The organism is Pseudoduganella umbonata (genome assembly GCF_014192225.1).
Lineage (GTDB): Bacteria > Pseudomonadota > Gammaproteobacteria > Burkholderiales > Burkholderiaceae_D > Rugamonas > Rugamonas umbonata.
Genome location: NZ_JACHXS010000003.1, coordinates 639,506 through 653,924, shown reverse-complemented (window position 1 = coordinate 653,924; position 14,419 = coordinate 639,506). Strand labels below are relative to the sequence as shown.

Genomic DNA, 14,419 nt, shown 5'->3' with positions numbered 1-14,419 from the left:
ATGCCGCTGGCGCGCGTCTTCCCCGTCTGGCGCTATGCGCTCGGCGCCGCGATCTGCCTCGGCGGAGCGCTGGCGCTGCTGCATGAAATCGTCAGCGGCGTGCAGGCGTTCGACGCCAGCGTGCATGGCGCATTGCTGGGCGGCGCCACCGCCGCCCTGGCGACGGCACTCGGCACCTTGCCGGTGCTGCTGTCGCAGAATTTCTCGCAACGAACCTATGATGCCTTCCTCGGCTTCGGCGCCGGCGTGATGCTGGCCGCCACGTCGTTTTCGCTGGTGATCCCGGCGATCGCGGCGGCCAGGGGCGAAGGGTCCGGCGCGTTCGAGGCCAGCGCGATCACCGGCGGCGGCATCCTGCTCGGCATGGGCCTGGTGCTGCTGCTGGACCGCCTGGTGCGCGAACAGAACATCCTCGAGGGCGTGGACGCGGCGCGCAGCGATTCGCTCAAGCGCGCATGGCTGTTCGTGGCCGCGGTGGCGATCCACAACCTGCCCGAAGGGCTGGCCATCGGTGTCGCCTATGCCGGGGTCGACGTGACCAAGGCGCACAGCCTTGCCACCGGCATCTCGATCCAGGACGTGCCGGAAGGCCTGGTGGTGGCGCTGGCGCTGCGCACGGTCGGCTATGGCCGGCTGTTCGCGTGCGCGCTGGGCATTGCATCGGGGCTGATCGAACCGGTGGCCGCCGTCGGCGGCGCCGTGCTGATCGAATACGCCCGCTGGATGCTGCCGTGGGGCCTGGCGCTGGCGGCCGGCGCGATGCTGTTCGTGATCGCGCACGACGTGATTCCCGAATCGCACCGCCATGGCCATGCGAAAAGCGCGTCGTGCTCGGTGGTGGCCGGATTCATCCTGATGATGGTGCTCGATACGGCATTGGCCTAGGCGCCTATCGCCGGGATAAAAAAACGCCGCGTTCGACGCGGCGTTGTTCTTGCCCGGCAATGCTGGACGAGACTGGAAAGCCTGCGGATCACACCTTGGCTTCCAGCCCCGGCATCGCCGAACGGGTCAGGAACGCGTTCGTCGTGCCCGGCAGGTGGTCGAGCACCCACTTCGCCATCGCCACTTCCTGGGCCAGGATCTGCTGGCACACGTCGCGCGTTGCCGTGTCGCCGGCCTGCTCGGCGGCCGCGATCAGCACCGTGTAGCTGGCGATTTCCATGTTCTCGAAGACATAGCTCTGCAGCGAGTTCTTCACCACTTCATCGTCGACCGCCATGCCCATCGCGGCCTGGCCGAATGCCATCATCGTCATCGACAGGTCCTTCAGCACGGACGGGCTGCCGCCCAGGCGGGCGATGCAGTCTTCCAGCTGAGCCTTCTGCCAGTGCGTTTCTTCCAGGTGCTGCAGCACGCGCGCCTTCAGCGTGCCGTAGTGTACAAGCCGTTCGGCCTGCGCCTTCAACATCGTTTCGGCCTGCTGCTCCATCGCATGCGCATCGCGCAGCCAGTCGAGCAGGTGGTCGCGAGGTTCCTTCGTTGCCATGTCGTTCTCCCGGTGCCTGGTTGGTCGGTGGTATTTCAAACGGCGCACGCGCGCCGGCCAACGCATGATGGCCGCAGGTTCGCGCGCACGGTATAGGAACGCACCGTCGGCGCATGTAGGAAAATCCGGTAGGTCAGGCCACGCGGTCGAGCAGGCGGATCACTTCCGCTTCCTCGATTTGCGGGAACACTTCGTAATGCCGGCTGACGGAGACGAAGTTGAACGGCGTGGCCAGCACGGCCACGTCGTCGCACAGCGGCGCGATCAGCGCCACCGCTTCGCCCGATGCGATGGGCACGCAGGCAACCAGGCGGCGCGGCTGCCTGGCGCGCAGCACGCGCAGGGCGGCGGCCATCGTCGACCCCGTTGCCAGGCCATCGTCGACGACGAGCACGACACGGTCATGGACGTCGGCCGACGGGCCGTAGGCGGCGCGGCGGCGCTTCATCAGCGCGACCTGCTCGCGCACCTGGGCCTCGACCCATTCCATGCCGGTGCGGGTGCGGTGAAAGTAGGGCGCCAGCTCCACGGTGCCGTGTTCGTCCACGGCGCCGACGGCCAGTTCCGGGTCGTAGGCGGACGGAATCTTGCGCACCATGACGACGTCGAGTTCGCCTTCGATGCGGTCGGCGACGATGCGGCCCATCGGCACGGCGCCGCGCGGAATCGCCAGCACCAGCGGCTTGCTGCCGCGCCAGCGCAGCACACGCTCGGCCAGCAGCTCGGCCGCCTGGGCGCGATCGCGGAAAGGCAGTCTCACCAGGTCATGCGGGTCGTCCGTGTCGTCCGTGTCGTCCGTGTCGTCCATACAGGGCCTCGGCGGTCATGTCTCGGTCTGCGCTGCGTTTTTCCAGCATACAGATTAACGGCGCGGCTGCGCGCCACGCAGGCCGTTCGACACGATCCGACGCGGGTACGAGGCGTATGCCTACAGCGCCGGCAGCGCGCCGTGCCAGAATCGGCTTGACGAAGGGAGGAAAGCATGACGACCGCATCGCTGATTACACCGTTCAAGCCAGGCGACCGGGTACTGGTGGCCAGCGCCGACCACGCGATGGCCGAGGCACTGGCGCGCACGTTCGGCAACGCCGGTTTTTCCGTGCGCACTGCCTTCGACGGCGTGGCCGCACTCGACAAGGCGCGCACCTTTTTCCCCACTGCCGCGGTGCTTGGCCTGGACCTGCGCTACCTCGACGGCTTCCAGCTGGCGCGGGCACTGCGTACGATCCCGGGCTGCGCACGGATGCGCGTGCTGGCGCTGCTGCCGCCCGCGATCGGCTTGCTGGACCGGCACCGCTGCTTCGATTACGTGCTGCGCACGCCGCGCATGTTACAAGGGGCGCGGCCGATGTGGGTGGTCGATGCCGCCTCGCTCGGTATCCGGCCCACGCTGCTGACCTGACAGTCCCGTTCCCAAGCTCCGCTACACGCTGGCCGGGTGCGGCCGCGCGCCGTGGCCGGCCAGTGCATCGGCGATGCGGCTCATCAGCTCGCTTTCCTGGTAGGGTTTCGGCAGCACGGGAAACGGCAGGCTGCGCGCGTCCGGCAATTGCTCCATGTAGCCGGTGGCCAGCAGGATCGGCAGGCTGGGCCGGCGCCGGCGCACCTCCTCGGCGAGTTGCACGCCGGTCATCCCGCCGGGCATGATCACGTCGGAAAACAGCAGGCCAATGGGGCCATGGCCGCCGCCTTCGTGTTCCTCCAGCAGGCGCAGCGCTTCCTCGCCGCTGGCGGCGGACACGACCGCATGGCCGTGCGCCTCCAGCATGATGCGGCCCAGCTCGCGTACGTCTTCGTTGTCTTCCACCAGCAGGATTGTCGCCTTGCCGTCGGCAGGGACGGGGCGGGCCTGTGCGGCCGGCGCATGTGCCGCGCCGGCCTGGTCGGCAACGGGAAAGATCATCCGTACCGTGGTGCCGACGCCCGGCTTGCTCTCGATGTCGAGGCGGCCATGCGATTGCTGCACGAAGCCGTGCACCATCGCCAGGCCGAGGCCGGTTCCCGGCCCCTTGGTGGTGAAGAACGGTTCGGTGGCGCGGCGCAGGACTTCGGGTGTCATGCCGCAGCCCTGGTCGACCACGCAGATCACCACGTACTGGCCCGGTGCCAGGTGGTGCACGGCCAGCTTGCGGGCATCGCTCAGCACGGACGTGCCGACGCTCACGGTGCCACCGCCGCCCAGCGCGTCGCGTGCGTTGATCAGCACGTTCAGCAACGCCATTTCAAGGTGGGTCGGGTCCAGCACGCACGGCGGCAGGCCGGGGCGCAGGTCCAGCTGCAGCTGCACTTCCTGGCCCAGCGTGCGTACCAGCATCTCTGAAAATTCCAGCACCAGCGCGTTCAGGTTGATGCGGCGCGGCTCGAGCCGCTGCTTGCGCGCGAAGGTCAGCAACTGCTGGGTCAGCGCGCCGCCCTTCAGCGCGGCGCGCTGGGCGCGGCCGATCGCCTGCAGCGCCTGCGGCTTGGCGTCGATCATGCGCTGGGCCAGCTCGAGGTTGCCGTTGACGACCTGCAGCAGGTTGTTGAAGTCGTGCGCCAGGCCGGCCGTCAGCTGGCCGACCGCTTCCATCTTCTGCGCCTGCAGGTAGGACTGCTCGTGGATGCGCCGCTGCGTGATGTCCATCTGCGATGCAAAGAAGTACAGCAGCTTGCCGTCCTTGTCGAAGATAGGGCCGATGAACAGCGCGTTCCAGAACGGCGTGCCGTCGGCCTTGTAGTTCAGGATGTCGACGGCCACGGCGCGCTGTCCGGCGAGTGCCTCGCGTACTTCGGCCACGGTGCGGGGATCGGTGTCGGGGCCCTGCAGCAGCCGGCAATTACGGCCCAGCAACTGGTCTTCCTGGTACAGGGTCAGGTCGAGCAGGGCGCCGTTGACGAACACGATCGGGTCGTCCGGCTGGTTCGGGTCCGTGATCAGCATCGGCATCCGCGTCATCTCGACGGCGGCAAAGAAGATGTTGCCACGGTCGTGCAGGTCCGCGTGCTCCAGGTACGTGGCCTGCCAGTGGCGCACGCCCGGGCTGCCCAGCGTGGATACCGAGTTGCCTTCCAGTTCGCCGCAGGCCAGCTTGCCGACGACCTGGCCGCCGGCCTGCTGTTCGGTCGGTACGCTGGCATCGTCCTTTTGCCGTCCGATCGTCATGTTCGCTTCTCCCGAGACGCCGTCTCCGTTGGTAATTGCGGGCCATCGTAAGGGGCGGTGCGGGCGCCCGCTGTTCGCGCGCGCACATATCGTGCGCACATGCCGCGCGCAGCCAGCCGTGCCGCGCCCGCCGGCGGTTTTGCCTACAATGGCGGCAACGGAGGGCAAGATGAACGATGACCGCAACGACAACCGCGGCTACGACGTGGCCGCGATCATGGGTGCGCTGTACGGCGACGGTTTCACGGCGCTGAAGGGCGCGTTTTCGCGCGAATGGGTGCAGCGCCTGCGCGAGGATATCGACACGCTGTTCGCCGAGGCGCAGCGCCAGCCGGGCGGCGCGCTGCCGCGGGGCCCGAACCGCTTCTACGTTGAAATCCACCCGGAACGGCTGCGCGGCTTTACCGACATCGTCACGCATCCCTGGGTCATGGCGGTGTGCGAATCGATCCTCGGACCGGACTACAAGGTAGTCGAGGCCGGCTTCGACGTGCCCGGCCCCGGCGCGCTGCACCAGCCATGGCACCGCGATTTCGCGACGCCGGAAGCGACGCTGGTGGGGCGCCGGCTGAACTCGCTGGCGTTCAACATCACGACAGTCGATGTCACGGAAGACATGGGGCCGTTCGAGATCGCCCCCGGCACGCAGTGGGACGACCTGGCCGGCGGGCACCACATGTTCCCGGCCCAGGAATTATGGCCGCGCTACGCGGCCCGGGCGCAGCGCAAGCTGGCGCAGATGGGCGACATCTCGGCCCGCTCGGCGCTGACGATCCACCGCGGCACCGCCAATCGTTCCGACAAGTCGCGCCCCGTGTTCGTGCTCGGCGTGGACGCGCCGGACGGTACCAACGCCGACAAGCACGACCTGCAGGTCACGCGCGGCTACTGGGACAGCCTGCCGGAAGACGTGCGCCGCCACCTGGCGTGCCGCGTCGTCGACCGGCTCGAACCGATCGTGCAGGAGCATGCGATCGAGGGCCTGCTGAAGGGCGTCGACGAGCCGACGATGGGCGGCCCGGGCTGAAGTCCGGGCGGCATTCAGCCGGCGGCAGGCCGGCCGGCTGAATTCAGCCCGGCCACCAGGTCCGGCAATTCCGCCATCGATCCGAACACGTGCGCGGCACCGGCCTCGCGCAGCAGGCGCGCCTGGCCGGGCGGACTGTGCTCGCCGCCGCCGAAGCCCAGCACCGTGGCGCCGGCGGCCACCGCCGCATGCACGCCGGTCACGCTGTCCTCGATGACGATGCAGCGTGCCGGAGCGACGCCCATGCCGGCCGCGGCCGCCAGGTACACGGCCGGATCCGGTTTCGGGCGCCCGGCGATATCGGCCGTGTAGATGCCGCCGTCGAACAGCGGCGCCAGGCCGGTACGGCCCAGCAGGCCCTGCACCCGCACGTGGCGGCTGTTGCTGGCCACCGCCTTGTGCAGGGGGATCGCCGCATAGGCTTCGCGCACGCCGGGTATCGGCTGCGCCTTGCGGTCGCATTCGCCTTCCACCACCGAGCGCATGACGGCCAGGTCCGGCACGGTAGGTTCCGGCAGGCCCAGTTCCGCGCACACGCCCAGTACCAGTGCCTCCAGCTTCAGGCCCAGGCGGGGGCGGATTCGCGCGGCCAGCGCGGCGCGGTCTGCATGCAGCGGGGCCAGGTAATCGACCAGGGCCTCCAAGGCAACGGCCTCGCTGTCGATCAGCACGCCGTCGCAGTCGGAAATCAGGTGGGTGAAGGGTACGGGGGTAAAGGATTCAGTCAATGTCATGCCCGGTTCGCTTGTAAGTGATCGGGCGATCATGCCATAACGGCACGAATTGAACAGGCGTATCGAATGGCGCTGTCACCCGAACCTGTGGAAGTTTCGCCAAGTCATCAAGAAAGAGGGTAATTGCCGCGCAGCGCGGCGATCAGGCAGTCTGCAGGGGCAAGCCAGCGCTGCCCGTCGAGGCCATGACGCCAGCCCAGGTAGTTCGGCAGGTATTTGCTCGCCACGCCATTGAAACGCGACAGCCAGCCATGGAAGCGGCTGTGATAGCCGTTTACGTGCTGCAGGTGGATGGCGCCGCGAGCGCGCACGCCTGCCCTCAGATTGACTGCCTCATGCAGGATACCGGCGCGGCGTGTGAACGTTCGGTAAGCGGCTGCACTGTCCGACACCAGCAAGACATCGGCGGCCAGTACTGGCGGCAGGTGGGACGCCAACTGGCGTGCCGTGACCGGACCTCGGCCGCAGACGAAATCCCGGGTTTTGCCGTCACGGTCGCGCGCCACCAGAATGCAGTCGAGTTCGTTTGAGATGCCGCGCCGCCTGGCCTTGCCGCCACGGCGGCGCGCCGGCCGGTCCAGGTGTCGGCTGCCTTTCTGCGACTCGAGCAGATAGGTTTCGTCCGCCTCGACAATGCCTTGCAGCCGCGGTGGCCGGTCGTGCCGTGCTCCACCCATGAAACGATGGCGCCAGCGAAAGCTGGTATTGCGGTGGATGCCGGTGGTTTCGGCGGCGCCCCGGACAGTGCGCGAATCCAGCACCGCCTGCAGGAACGGCAGCCACTTGCCGCGCAGGCGCAGGAACGCGAAGGGCGTGCCGGTCAACGCGTTGAAGGTGCGGCGGCACGTCACGCAGCGGTAGCGTTGCAGGCCGCCAGTGCAGCCGTGACGATGGATGCGGATAGCCGCGCAATGCGGACAACGATCGCAGGGCCGGCCGAACTTCTCGATCAGTTCAAGACAGGTCGCCAGTGAGGAGGCCGACTCGAGCAGGGCACGCAGTGTCGTCAGTTGGGCGCCGGAGAACCCGTCGAGTTGCCCCCGTAATCGTTCCAGCAAGCTGTTGAAAACGCCGTCGTGCATCGCCGCCTCCATCGTCAATAAGGATGAGACAGCAACGCCGGCGAATGGTTCAGTTCATCCCACGTGCTCGGGTAACAGCGCCTATCGAATCGGCCGAAAGGGAGACCTCGTCAAGGTCAGGCGCGGATGTCGATCAGCGTGCCGAGCCGCTCGTCGGCTGCCTGGATCAGTTTGGCGGACAGCTCGAAGCCGGCCTTGTACACCAGCGAGTTGACGATCGATGCGGCCGGGTCGGTGCCGGACGGCGCGCCGCCCACGTTTTCAGTCGCCGACAGGTCGCGCGCGGCGATCGACAGCGTGACGCCGGTACCGGCCGGGCGCGCTTCGTTGAAGCTGGCCGACTGCGGGACGAAGTGGTCGGTGTTCATGTTGGCGGTGTTATGCGCCGCCACACCCAGGGCTTTCCCGTTGGCTTGCAGTCCCGTCAAGCCGATGCCCAATGCCGAAATTGTCACGCCGTTTTCCTTCCGAAGAGCCGTCAGTTTACTGACTCCGCGCGGCGCGGGCCCGTACTACCGGCGCGGCGGTGGCACGCGTGTCGTAAAAAGGGGAATACCGTGATCGGCCATGCAAGGAGTTGGCGGAACGGCACGGCGGTCGCGCGTGGCGGTGCGTTCTGAAAAGCAACAGATGGTGTGCTCTGGACGCTTAAAAATTGCTTACGTTAATCTTTTTGGATTGCAATACATGAGGTTTGACACCAGAATCGGGTTATTGCCTAACGCCAATTTTCCGAAAGTCCGCCGTGTCCGCCCTGTCCCGACTTCGCCAGCTTGCCGTCATCCTGTCGACTGCCGTGCTGTCCTGCGCCGCCATGGTGCCGGGCACTGCCACGGCCGCGGTACAGTTGCCGCTCGATGCGCGGCTCAATGAGCAGATCGTGATGGTGCCCGCCGGGCCGCGGATGAACGTGAAGCTCGAGACCACGCTGTACAAGCCCGCCGGCCCCGGCCCGTTCCCGCTGCTGATCATCAACCACGGCAAGTCGCCGGGCGACCCGCGCAGCCAGCCGCGCGACCGCTTCGTCTACATGGCCACGCAGTTCGTGCGCCGCGGCTACGCGGTGATGGTGCCGATGCGGACCGGCTTCGCGCACTCCGGCGGCACGTATTCCGACTTCGGCTGCAACATGAAGGCGAACGGCTACCAGCAGGCCGGCGACATCGCCGACGTGGTGGCCTATGCCCGCGAGCAGTCCTTCGTCGACCCGGAGCGCATCGTGATCGCCGGGCAGTCCTATGGCGGGCTGGCCAGCATCGCGCTGTCCACGCAAAGCCTGCCGGGCGTACGCGGCATCATGAATTTCGCCGGCGGCCTGAAGGTGCACGGCGGCAGCTGCGACTGGCAGCAGTCGCTGGTGGGCGCGTTCGCCGAGTTCGGCCGCAAGAACCGCATCGAAACTCTGTGGATGTACGGCGCCAACGACAGCTATTTCGATCCGGCGCTGGTGAACCGCATGTACGACGCGTTTTCCGCCAACGGCGGCAAGGTGCAGCTGGTGGCGTACGGCCCGTTCAAGCACGATGCCCACACGATGCTGGGCAGCCGCGACGGCCAGCAGGTATGGCTGCCCGAAGTGGAGCGCTTCCTGCGCCAGGTCGGCATGCCGGTCGACCCGGTGTATGCGGTGGCCGAGCCGGCGCCGCAGCCGCGCACCAACTTCGCCCCGCTCGACGACGTGGCCGCCGTGCCGTTCCTGCCCGAGAATGGGCGCCGGCAGTACAAGGCCTTCCTGACCAAGCAGACGCCGCGCGCGTTCGCCGTGTCGTCGTCCGGCGCGTGGGGCTGGGCCGAAGAGGGCGAAATGCCGAACGAACGCGCGCTGGCCGCCTGCCAGGCCGCCAGCCGCGAACCGTGCAAGCTGTACTCGGTGGACGACTATGTCGTGTGGGGCGACGTGACCGAGCAGCCGAAAGACACGATGACGGGGCAGACCGAGTAATCCAGCCCTTGTAATTCAGCTGACGAGCCCGTGTCCCGGTGCCAGGCACGGTGACACGGGCTGGGCCGTTGGCGCAGCCGTGCGCGGAACGCTGAGCCCGTGTCCCGGTGCCAGGCACGGTGACACGGGCTGGGCCATTGGCGCAGCCATGCGCGGAACGCTGAGTTCGTGTCCCGGTGCCAGGCACGGTGACACGGGCTGGGCCGTTGGCGCAGCCGTGCGCGGAACGCTGAGTTCGTGTCCCGGTGCCAGGCACGGTGACACGGGCTGGGCCGTTGGCGCAGCCGTGCGCGGAATGCCGCGGACATGCTGCTACCATGGCAACATGTGTGGACGTTTCGATCAAAACGATATCGCGCGGCGCTACGTGGCCGCCTTCGGCTGGGCAGACGCGGTCTATGACAGCGCGGCCCGCCCGACCTTCAATGCGGCGCCCGGCACCTACCGCCCGGTGCTGCACCTGGTCGACGGCAAGCTGCACGTCGACGACATGTACTGGGGCTACCGCGCCTCGTGGGCGGCCGACAAGCTGCCGGTGTGCGTCAACGCGCGCATCGAGAAGATCACCAACAACTACTGGGGCCGGCTGCTGAAGAGCGGCCGCGCCATCGTGCCCGCGAACGGCTGGTACGAATGGACCGGCGCGAAAGGCAAGCGCCAGCCCTGGCACATCCACCGCCGGGACCGCGAACCGCTGTTCATGCTGGCGCTGGCCAACTTCGGCCCGCTGCGGGACGATAACCCGGACCACAAGGCCGAATGCGGCTTCGTGCTGGTGACGGCCGATGCCGAGGGCGGCATGGTCGACGTGCACGACCGCCGCCCGGTCGTGCTGAGCGCCGCCGATGCCGCTACCTGGCTCGACCCGGACCTGCCGCGCGAGCAGGCCGAGATGCTGGCGCGGCAAATGGCGCTGGGGCCGGACGCGTTCGAGTGGTACCCCGTCAGTACCGACGTCAATTACGCCGGCCGCGACGGCGCGCACCTGGTCGAGCCGATCGGCGAACCCATCAGCGAGCCTGCAACCGAACCCGTGGCCGCGTCATCCGCCGGCAAGGGCCAGGCATGAGTCGCAGCGCGAAGGCGGGTTACGTCACGGTACGCGGCGCGCGCGAACACAACCTGAAAAACGTCGACCTGGACGTGCCGCGCGACGCGCTCGTCGTGTTTACCGGCGTGTCGGGATCCGGCAAGTCGTCGCTGGCGTTCGGCACGCTGTACGCGGAAGCACAGCGGCGCTACCTCGAGTCGGTGTCGCCGTATGCACGCCGGCTGTTCCACCAGATGCCGGTGCCGCAGGTGGACGAGATCGACGGCCTGCCGCCCGCGGTGGCCCTGCAGCAGCAGCGCGGCACGCCGACCACCCGCTCGTCGGTCGGCAGCGTGACCACGTTGTCGAATTCGCTGCGCATGCTGTACTCGCGCGCCGGCGACTATCCCGCCGGCCAGGAGCTGCTGTACGCCGAGTCGTTCTCGCCGAACACGCCGGAAGGGGCCTGCCCGCAATGCCATGGCCTGGGCCGCGTGTACGAGGCCACCGAGGCGTCGATGGTGCCGGACGATACGCTGACGATCCGCGAGCGCGCCGTCGCCGCCTGGCCCACCGCCTGGCATGGCCAGAACCTGCGCGACATCCTGGTCACGCTGGGATACGACGTCGATACGCCATGGCGCGACCTGCCGAAGAAGACGCGCGACTGGATCCTGTTTACCGACGAACAGCCGACCGTTCCCGTCTATGCCGGCCTGACGCCCGAGGAGACCAGGCGCGCGCTGAAGCGCAAGGAAACGCCCAGCTACCAGGGCACGTTCACGGGCGCCCGCAAGTATGTGCTGCAGACCTTCGCCACCACGGAATCGGCGACGATGAAGAAGCGCGTGGCGCGCTACATGGTCAGTACCGAATGCCCGGCGTGCGCCGGCCGGCGGCTGCGGCCGGAAGCGCTGTCGGTCACGTTCGCCGGCCATGACATCACGGAACTGGCGCGACTGCCGCTGCAGCGCCTGGCACGGACGATGGCGCCGTACGCCGACGGCACGGCCAGGACCAGCGCGAAACAGCGCGCCGAGCACCCGGAAAAACTGATCGTCACGCAGCGCATCGCCCAGGATGTGATGGCGCGGCTGGACGTGCTGCTCGACCTGGGCCTGGGCTACCTGGCGCTGGACCGCGGCACGCCCACGCTGTCGCCGGGCGAGCTGCAGCGCCTGCGCCTGGCCACGCAGGTGCGCTCGAACCTGTTCGGCGTGGTCTACGTGCTCGACGAGCCGTCCGCCGGCCTGCACCCGGCCGATACGGTGGCGCTGCTGCGCGCGCTGGACCGCCTGAAGGCGGCCGGCAATTCGCTGTTCGTCGTCGAGCATGCGCTGGACGTGATCCGCCATGCCGACTGGATCGTCGACGTGGGGCCGGCGGCCGGCGAGGGCGGCGGGGCGGTGCTGTACAGCGGCGCGCCCGAGGGACTGAAGGCCGTCGCGGCATCGCAGACCAAACGCTACCTGTTCCCGGATGCCGCGCCGCCGGCACGCGAACCGCGCGCGCCGCAGGGCTGGCTGAAGCTGTCCGGCGTCACGCGCAACAACCTGCACCGGCTGTCCTGCGCCTTTCCGCTCGGCGTGCTGACGACGGTGACCGGGGTGTCCGGTTCCGGCAAGTCGAGCCTCGTCAGCCAGGTGCTCGTCGAACTGGTGGCGCGCGCGCTGGGCCACGAGCCGGCCGCCGAAGCGGAAGAGGGCGACGAACTGGAACAGCAGGAACCGGCCACGCTGGAGGGGAAGATCACGGCCGGCCTGGAAGGCATCCGGCGGCTGGTGCGGGTGGACCAGAAGCCGATCGGCCGCACGCCCCGGTCGAACCTGGCCACGTACACCGGCCTGTTCGACCACGTGCGCAAGCTGTTCGCGGCGACCAAGACGGCGAAGGCGCGCCGCTACGATGCCGGACGCTTTTCGTTCAACGTGGCGAAGGGCCGCTGCGGCAACTGCGAAGGCGAAGGCTTCGTGATGGTGGAACTGCTGTTCCTGCCCAGCGTGTATGCGCCTTGCCCCGTGTGCGCCGGCGCGCGCTACAACGCCAAGACGCTGGAAGTGACGTACCGCGACCGCAACGTGGCCGAGGTGCTGGCGATGACGGTCGACGCCGCCTGGGAGTTCTTCGCCGACGAAGCGCCGCTGCGCCGCGCGCTGGACGTGCTGCGCGATGTCGGCCTGGGCTACCTGCGGCTGGGCCAGCCCGCCACCGAACTGTCCGGCGGCGAGGCGCAGCGCATCAAGCTGGCCACCGAGCTGCAACGGGCGGCGCGCGGCAGCATGCTGTACATCCTCGACGAGCCGACCACCGGGCTGCACCCGGCGGACGTTGAACGGCTGGTGGCGCAGCTGCAGAAACTGGTCGATGCCGGCAACACCGTGATCGCCGTCGAACACGATATGCGCGTGGTGGCAGCCAGCGACTGGGTCATCGACATCGGCCCCGGAGCCGGCGAGGATGGCGGCCGGATCGTTGCCGCCGGACCGCCGGCAACAGTGGCGGCGGCCGCGGACAGCCGCACGGCGCCGTACCTGCAGCGTTTCCTGGCAGGGCGTCAAAGCCAGCCGTGAAGGGTTGCCCAGGCCGCCACGGCCAGCGCCGCGCTGCTCCATACCATCGGCTGCACCGCGCCGCGGATGCTGTGGGCCAGCACGGCGCTGGTCCGGTGCAGCCGCAGCAGCGCCATCACCGCCAGCAGGTTCTGCGCCGCCACCGCCAGGTTCAGCAGCACGGCGGCCGCCAGGCACCAGGCCACGATGTCGGCGCGGCGGGGCGGGTCGGCCGGGGCCAGCTCGGCACCGGCCAGCGCCAGCACGGCGCCATGCGCCACGCCCAGCACCAGGCCCATCAGGCTCACGTTGACCAGGCGCGGCTGGATGTAGCGGGCACGGAATTGCGGCACGAGCGCGAGCGCATGCAGCGCGATCGCCAGGATCACGCCGACGCGCAACACTCCCGCAAGCTGGCTCAGCAGGGTGACATTCATCGTGGTACTCCCCGTTGCCCCGGACTGTCATGGCTCGATGTGGTTGCCGGCGCGCCAGGTGCGGCGTGCCGGCATGGGGCGCACCTCCATTGAACATAGCGGCGTTCCGGGAGGATCGGCGCACGATTCCGTCCGATGGGCGTCGCGAGAGCATCGTCTCTCCCTTCCCGCACAGCCATGCGACACGCTTTTCGGCCGGGCGCTACACTCGCCGCTCGACCGATGAGCATGGAGTGGCCGGATGGGAGACTGGATCGATTTGTTGCAATGGCCGGCAATGGCCGCATCGCTGCTGGCGGCCTGGCTGGTCGCCTCGCAGCGGCCCGGGCGGCGCCTGTCGGGCTTCATTGTTTTCCTGGTCAGTAACGCGATGTGGATCGCCTGGGGCGTGCATGACGACGCCTGGGCATTGATCGCGTTAAACTGCTGCCTTGCCGCCACCAATGTCCGTGGCATCGTCAAGAACCGCAACGCCCAGGAAACTTCATGACCACTCCGCTGCACATCGTTTGTCCCCACTGCGACGCCGTCAACCGCGTGCCGGACGACCGCCTTGGCGAAGGGCCCACTTGCGGCAAGTGCCAGGGTTCGCTGTTCACCGGCCAGCCGACCGACCTGTCGGGCGCACGTTTCGGCAAGCACGTCGAACGCAGCGACATTCCCGTCCTGGTCGACTTCTGGGCACCGTGGTGCGGCCCGTGCCGCACGATGGCACCGTTCTATGCCCAGGCTGCCCGCCAGCTGGAGCCGCGCGTGCGCGTAGTCAAGGTGGATACCGAGGCCAACCAGGAGCTGGGCGCGCGCTACGGCATCCGCAGCATCCCCACGCTTGCCCTGTTCCGCAACGGCCGGGAAGTGGCGCGCCAGCCGGGCGCGATGGATACCGGCAATATCCTCGCATGGGTGCAGCGCAATCTGTGACGGGTGCTGCGCAAACGCACCACCGCGCCATAAGTAAATCCAATTGTTTACTTATTGTCGGGTTCG

15 protein-coding genes are annotated in these 14,419 nt (G+C 68.3%); 8 read left to right on the top strand and 7 right to left on the bottom strand.

The genetic code is table 11. From position 1 onward, the window contains the following. A complete protein-coding gene (locus FHS02_RS11520; RefSeq protein ID WP_137313548.1) occupies nt 1–885 on the top strand; it encodes a ZIP family metal transporter in 885 nt (294 codons plus the stop codon). A gap of 88 nt (nt 886–973) precedes the next feature. On the opposite strand, the gene FHS02_RS11515 is transcribed toward FHS02_RS11520, so the two are convergent. Together FHS02_RS11515 and FHS02_RS11510 are read right to left on the bottom strand one after the other, a co-directional pair. Continuing rightward, nucleotides 974–1,489, bottom strand: coding sequence for a ferritin-like domain-containing protein (locus FHS02_RS11515; RefSeq protein WP_137313547.1), 516 nt, complete (start codon nt 1,487–1,489; stop codon nt 974–976). A 133-nt stretch (nt 1,490–1,622) separates the two neighbouring features. Beyond that, entirely contained in the window at nt 1,623–2,297 is a 675-nt protein-coding gene (locus FHS02_RS11510; RefSeq protein WP_137313546.1) for a phosphoribosyltransferase, read from the bottom strand. Nucleotides 2,298–2,471: 174 nt separating this feature from the next. Between FHS02_RS11510 and FHS02_RS11505 the strand changes: the two genes are divergently transcribed. Beyond that, on the top strand, nt 2,472–2,891 hold the full coding sequence (locus FHS02_RS11505; protein WP_137313545.1) for a response regulator transcription factor: 420 nt from the start codon (nt 2,472–2,474) through the stop codon (nt 2,889–2,891). Between the two features lie 21 nt (nt 2,892–2,912). Here the strand turns inward: FHS02_RS11505 and FHS02_RS11500 are convergent, their stop codons facing one another. After that, the gene (locus FHS02_RS11500) at nt 2,913–4,631 is read right to left on the bottom strand and encodes an ATP-binding protein (RefSeq protein WP_137313544.1); all 1,719 of its coding nucleotides are present in this window, start codon (nt 4,629–4,631) and stop codon (nt 2,913–2,915) included. 169 nt (nt 4,632–4,800) lie between these two features. Here FHS02_RS11500 and FHS02_RS11495 point away from each other — a divergent pair, with 169 nt between their 5' ends. Then, nucleotides 4,801–5,658 (top strand): phytanoyl-CoA dioxygenase family protein, encoded by an 858-nt coding sequence (locus FHS02_RS11495; protein WP_137313543.1) that lies wholly within the window; start codon nt 4,801–4,803, stop codon nt 5,656–5,658. Nucleotides 5,659–5,672: 14 nt separating this feature from the next. Here the strand turns inward: FHS02_RS11495 and FHS02_RS11490 are convergent, their stop codons facing one another. The 3 genes from FHS02_RS11490 to FHS02_RS11480 form a co-directional block, all read right to left on the bottom strand. Then, nucleotides 5,673–6,392: an HAD-IA family hydrolase gene (locus FHS02_RS11490; RefSeq protein ID WP_137313542.1), complete on the bottom strand. Its 720-nt coding sequence runs from the start codon at nt 6,390–6,392 to the stop codon at nt 5,673–5,675. Between the two features lie 107 nt (nt 6,393–6,499). Continuing rightward, nucleotides 6,500–7,474 carry an IS1595 family transposase gene (locus FHS02_RS11485; protein WP_137317361.1) on the bottom strand — a complete coding sequence of 325 codons (975 nt, stop codon included), beginning with the start codon at nt 7,472–7,474 and terminating at the stop codon, nt 6,500–6,502. Nucleotides 7,475–7,590: 116 nt separating this feature from the next. Further along, a complete protein-coding gene (locus FHS02_RS11480) occupies nt 7,591–7,929 on the bottom strand; it encodes a flagellar basal body rod C-terminal domain-containing protein (RefSeq protein ID WP_229422590.1) in 339 nt (112 codons plus the stop codon). A gap of 290 nt (nt 7,930–8,219) precedes the next feature. Between FHS02_RS11480 and FHS02_RS11475 the strand changes: the two genes are divergently transcribed. From FHS02_RS11475 to FHS02_RS11465, 3 genes are all read left to right on the top strand, one after another. Further along, entirely contained in the window at nt 8,220–9,416 is a 1,197-nt protein-coding gene (locus tag FHS02_RS11475; RefSeq protein WP_229422589.1) for an alpha/beta hydrolase family protein, read from the top strand. 325 nt (nt 9,417–9,741) lie between these two features. After that, nucleotides 9,742–10,485, top strand: coding sequence for an SOS response-associated peptidase (locus FHS02_RS11470; protein WP_137313541.1), 744 nt, complete (start codon nt 9,742–9,744; stop codon nt 10,483–10,485). Beyond that, a complete protein-coding gene (locus tag FHS02_RS11465; protein ID WP_137313540.1) occupies nt 10,482–13,016 on the top strand; it encodes an excinuclease ABC subunit UvrA in 2,535 nt (844 codons plus the stop codon). Before FHS02_RS11470 ends, FHS02_RS11465 begins: the two co-directional genes overlap by 4 nt. On the opposite strand, the gene FHS02_RS11460 is transcribed toward FHS02_RS11465, so the two are convergent. After that, nucleotides 13,001–13,432, bottom strand: coding sequence for a hypothetical protein (locus tag FHS02_RS11460; RefSeq protein ID WP_137313539.1), 432 nt, complete (start codon nt 13,430–13,432; stop codon nt 13,001–13,003). The genes FHS02_RS11465 and FHS02_RS11460 overlap by 16 nt on opposite strands. 241 nt (nt 13,433–13,673) lie before the next feature. On the opposite strand from FHS02_RS11460, the gene FHS02_RS11455 reads away from it, so the two are divergent. Next, nucleotides 13,674–13,922: a hypothetical protein gene (locus tag FHS02_RS11455; RefSeq protein WP_137313538.1), complete on the top strand. Its 249-nt coding sequence runs from the start codon at nt 13,674–13,676 to the stop codon at nt 13,920–13,922. Further along, nucleotides 13,919–14,353 carry a thioredoxin TrxC gene (trxC, locus tag FHS02_RS11450; RefSeq protein ID WP_137313537.1) on the top strand — a complete coding sequence of 145 codons (435 nt, stop codon included), beginning with the start codon at nt 13,919–13,921 and terminating at the stop codon, nt 14,351–14,353. The genes FHS02_RS11455 and trxC overlap by 4 nt, the downstream gene beginning before the upstream one ends. Nucleotides 14,354–14,419 lie beyond the last annotated feature (66 nt).

Bases quoted from the DNA above. Each gene is read 5' to 3' on its own strand.
- FHS02_RS11515 (WP_137313547.1), bottom strand. From the start codon at position 1,489: ATGGCAACGAAGGAACCTCGCGACCACCTGCTCGACTGGCTGCGCGAT.
- FHS02_RS11500 (WP_137313544.1), bottom strand. From the start codon at position 4,631: ATGACGATCGGACGGCAAAAGGACGATGCCAGCGTACCGACCGAACAG.
- FHS02_RS11465 (WP_137313540.1), top strand. From the start codon at position 10,482: ATGAGTCGCAGCGCGAAGGCGGGTTACGTCACGGTACGCGGCGCGCGC.
- FHS02_RS11490 (WP_137313542.1), bottom strand. From the start codon at position 6,392: ATGACATTGACTGAATCCTTTACCCCCGTACCCTTCACCCACCTGATT.
- FHS02_RS11510 (WP_137313546.1), bottom strand. From the start codon at position 2,297: ATGGACGACACGGACGACACGGACGACACGGACGACCCGCATGACCTG.
- FHS02_RS11505 (WP_137313545.1), top strand. From the start codon at position 2,472: ATGACGACCGCATCGCTGATTACACCGTTCAAGCCAGGCGACCGGGTA.
- trxC (WP_137313537.1), top strand. From the start codon at position 13,919: ATGACCACTCCGCTGCACATCGTTTGTCCCCACTGCGACGCCGTCAAC.
- FHS02_RS11460 (WP_137313539.1), bottom strand. From the start codon at position 13,432: ATGAATGTCACCCTGCTGAGCCAGCTTGCGGGAGTGTTGCGCGTCGGC.
- FHS02_RS11485 (WP_137317361.1), bottom strand. From the start codon at position 7,474: ATGCACGACGGCGTTTTCAACAGCTTGCTGGAACGATTACGGGGGCAA.
- FHS02_RS11495 (WP_137313543.1), top strand. From the start codon at position 4,801: ATGAACGATGACCGCAACGACAACCGCGGCTACGACGTGGCCGCGATC.
- FHS02_RS11455 (WP_137313538.1), top strand. From the start codon at position 13,674: ATGGGAGACTGGATCGATTTGTTGCAATGGCCGGCAATGGCCGCATCG.
- FHS02_RS11470 (WP_137313541.1), top strand. From the start codon at position 9,742: ATGTGTGGACGTTTCGATCAAAACGATATCGCGCGGCGCTACGTGGCC.
- FHS02_RS11520 (WP_137313548.1), top strand. From the start codon at position 1: ATGCCGCTGGCGCGCGTCTTCCCCGTCTGGCGCTATGCGCTCGGCGCC.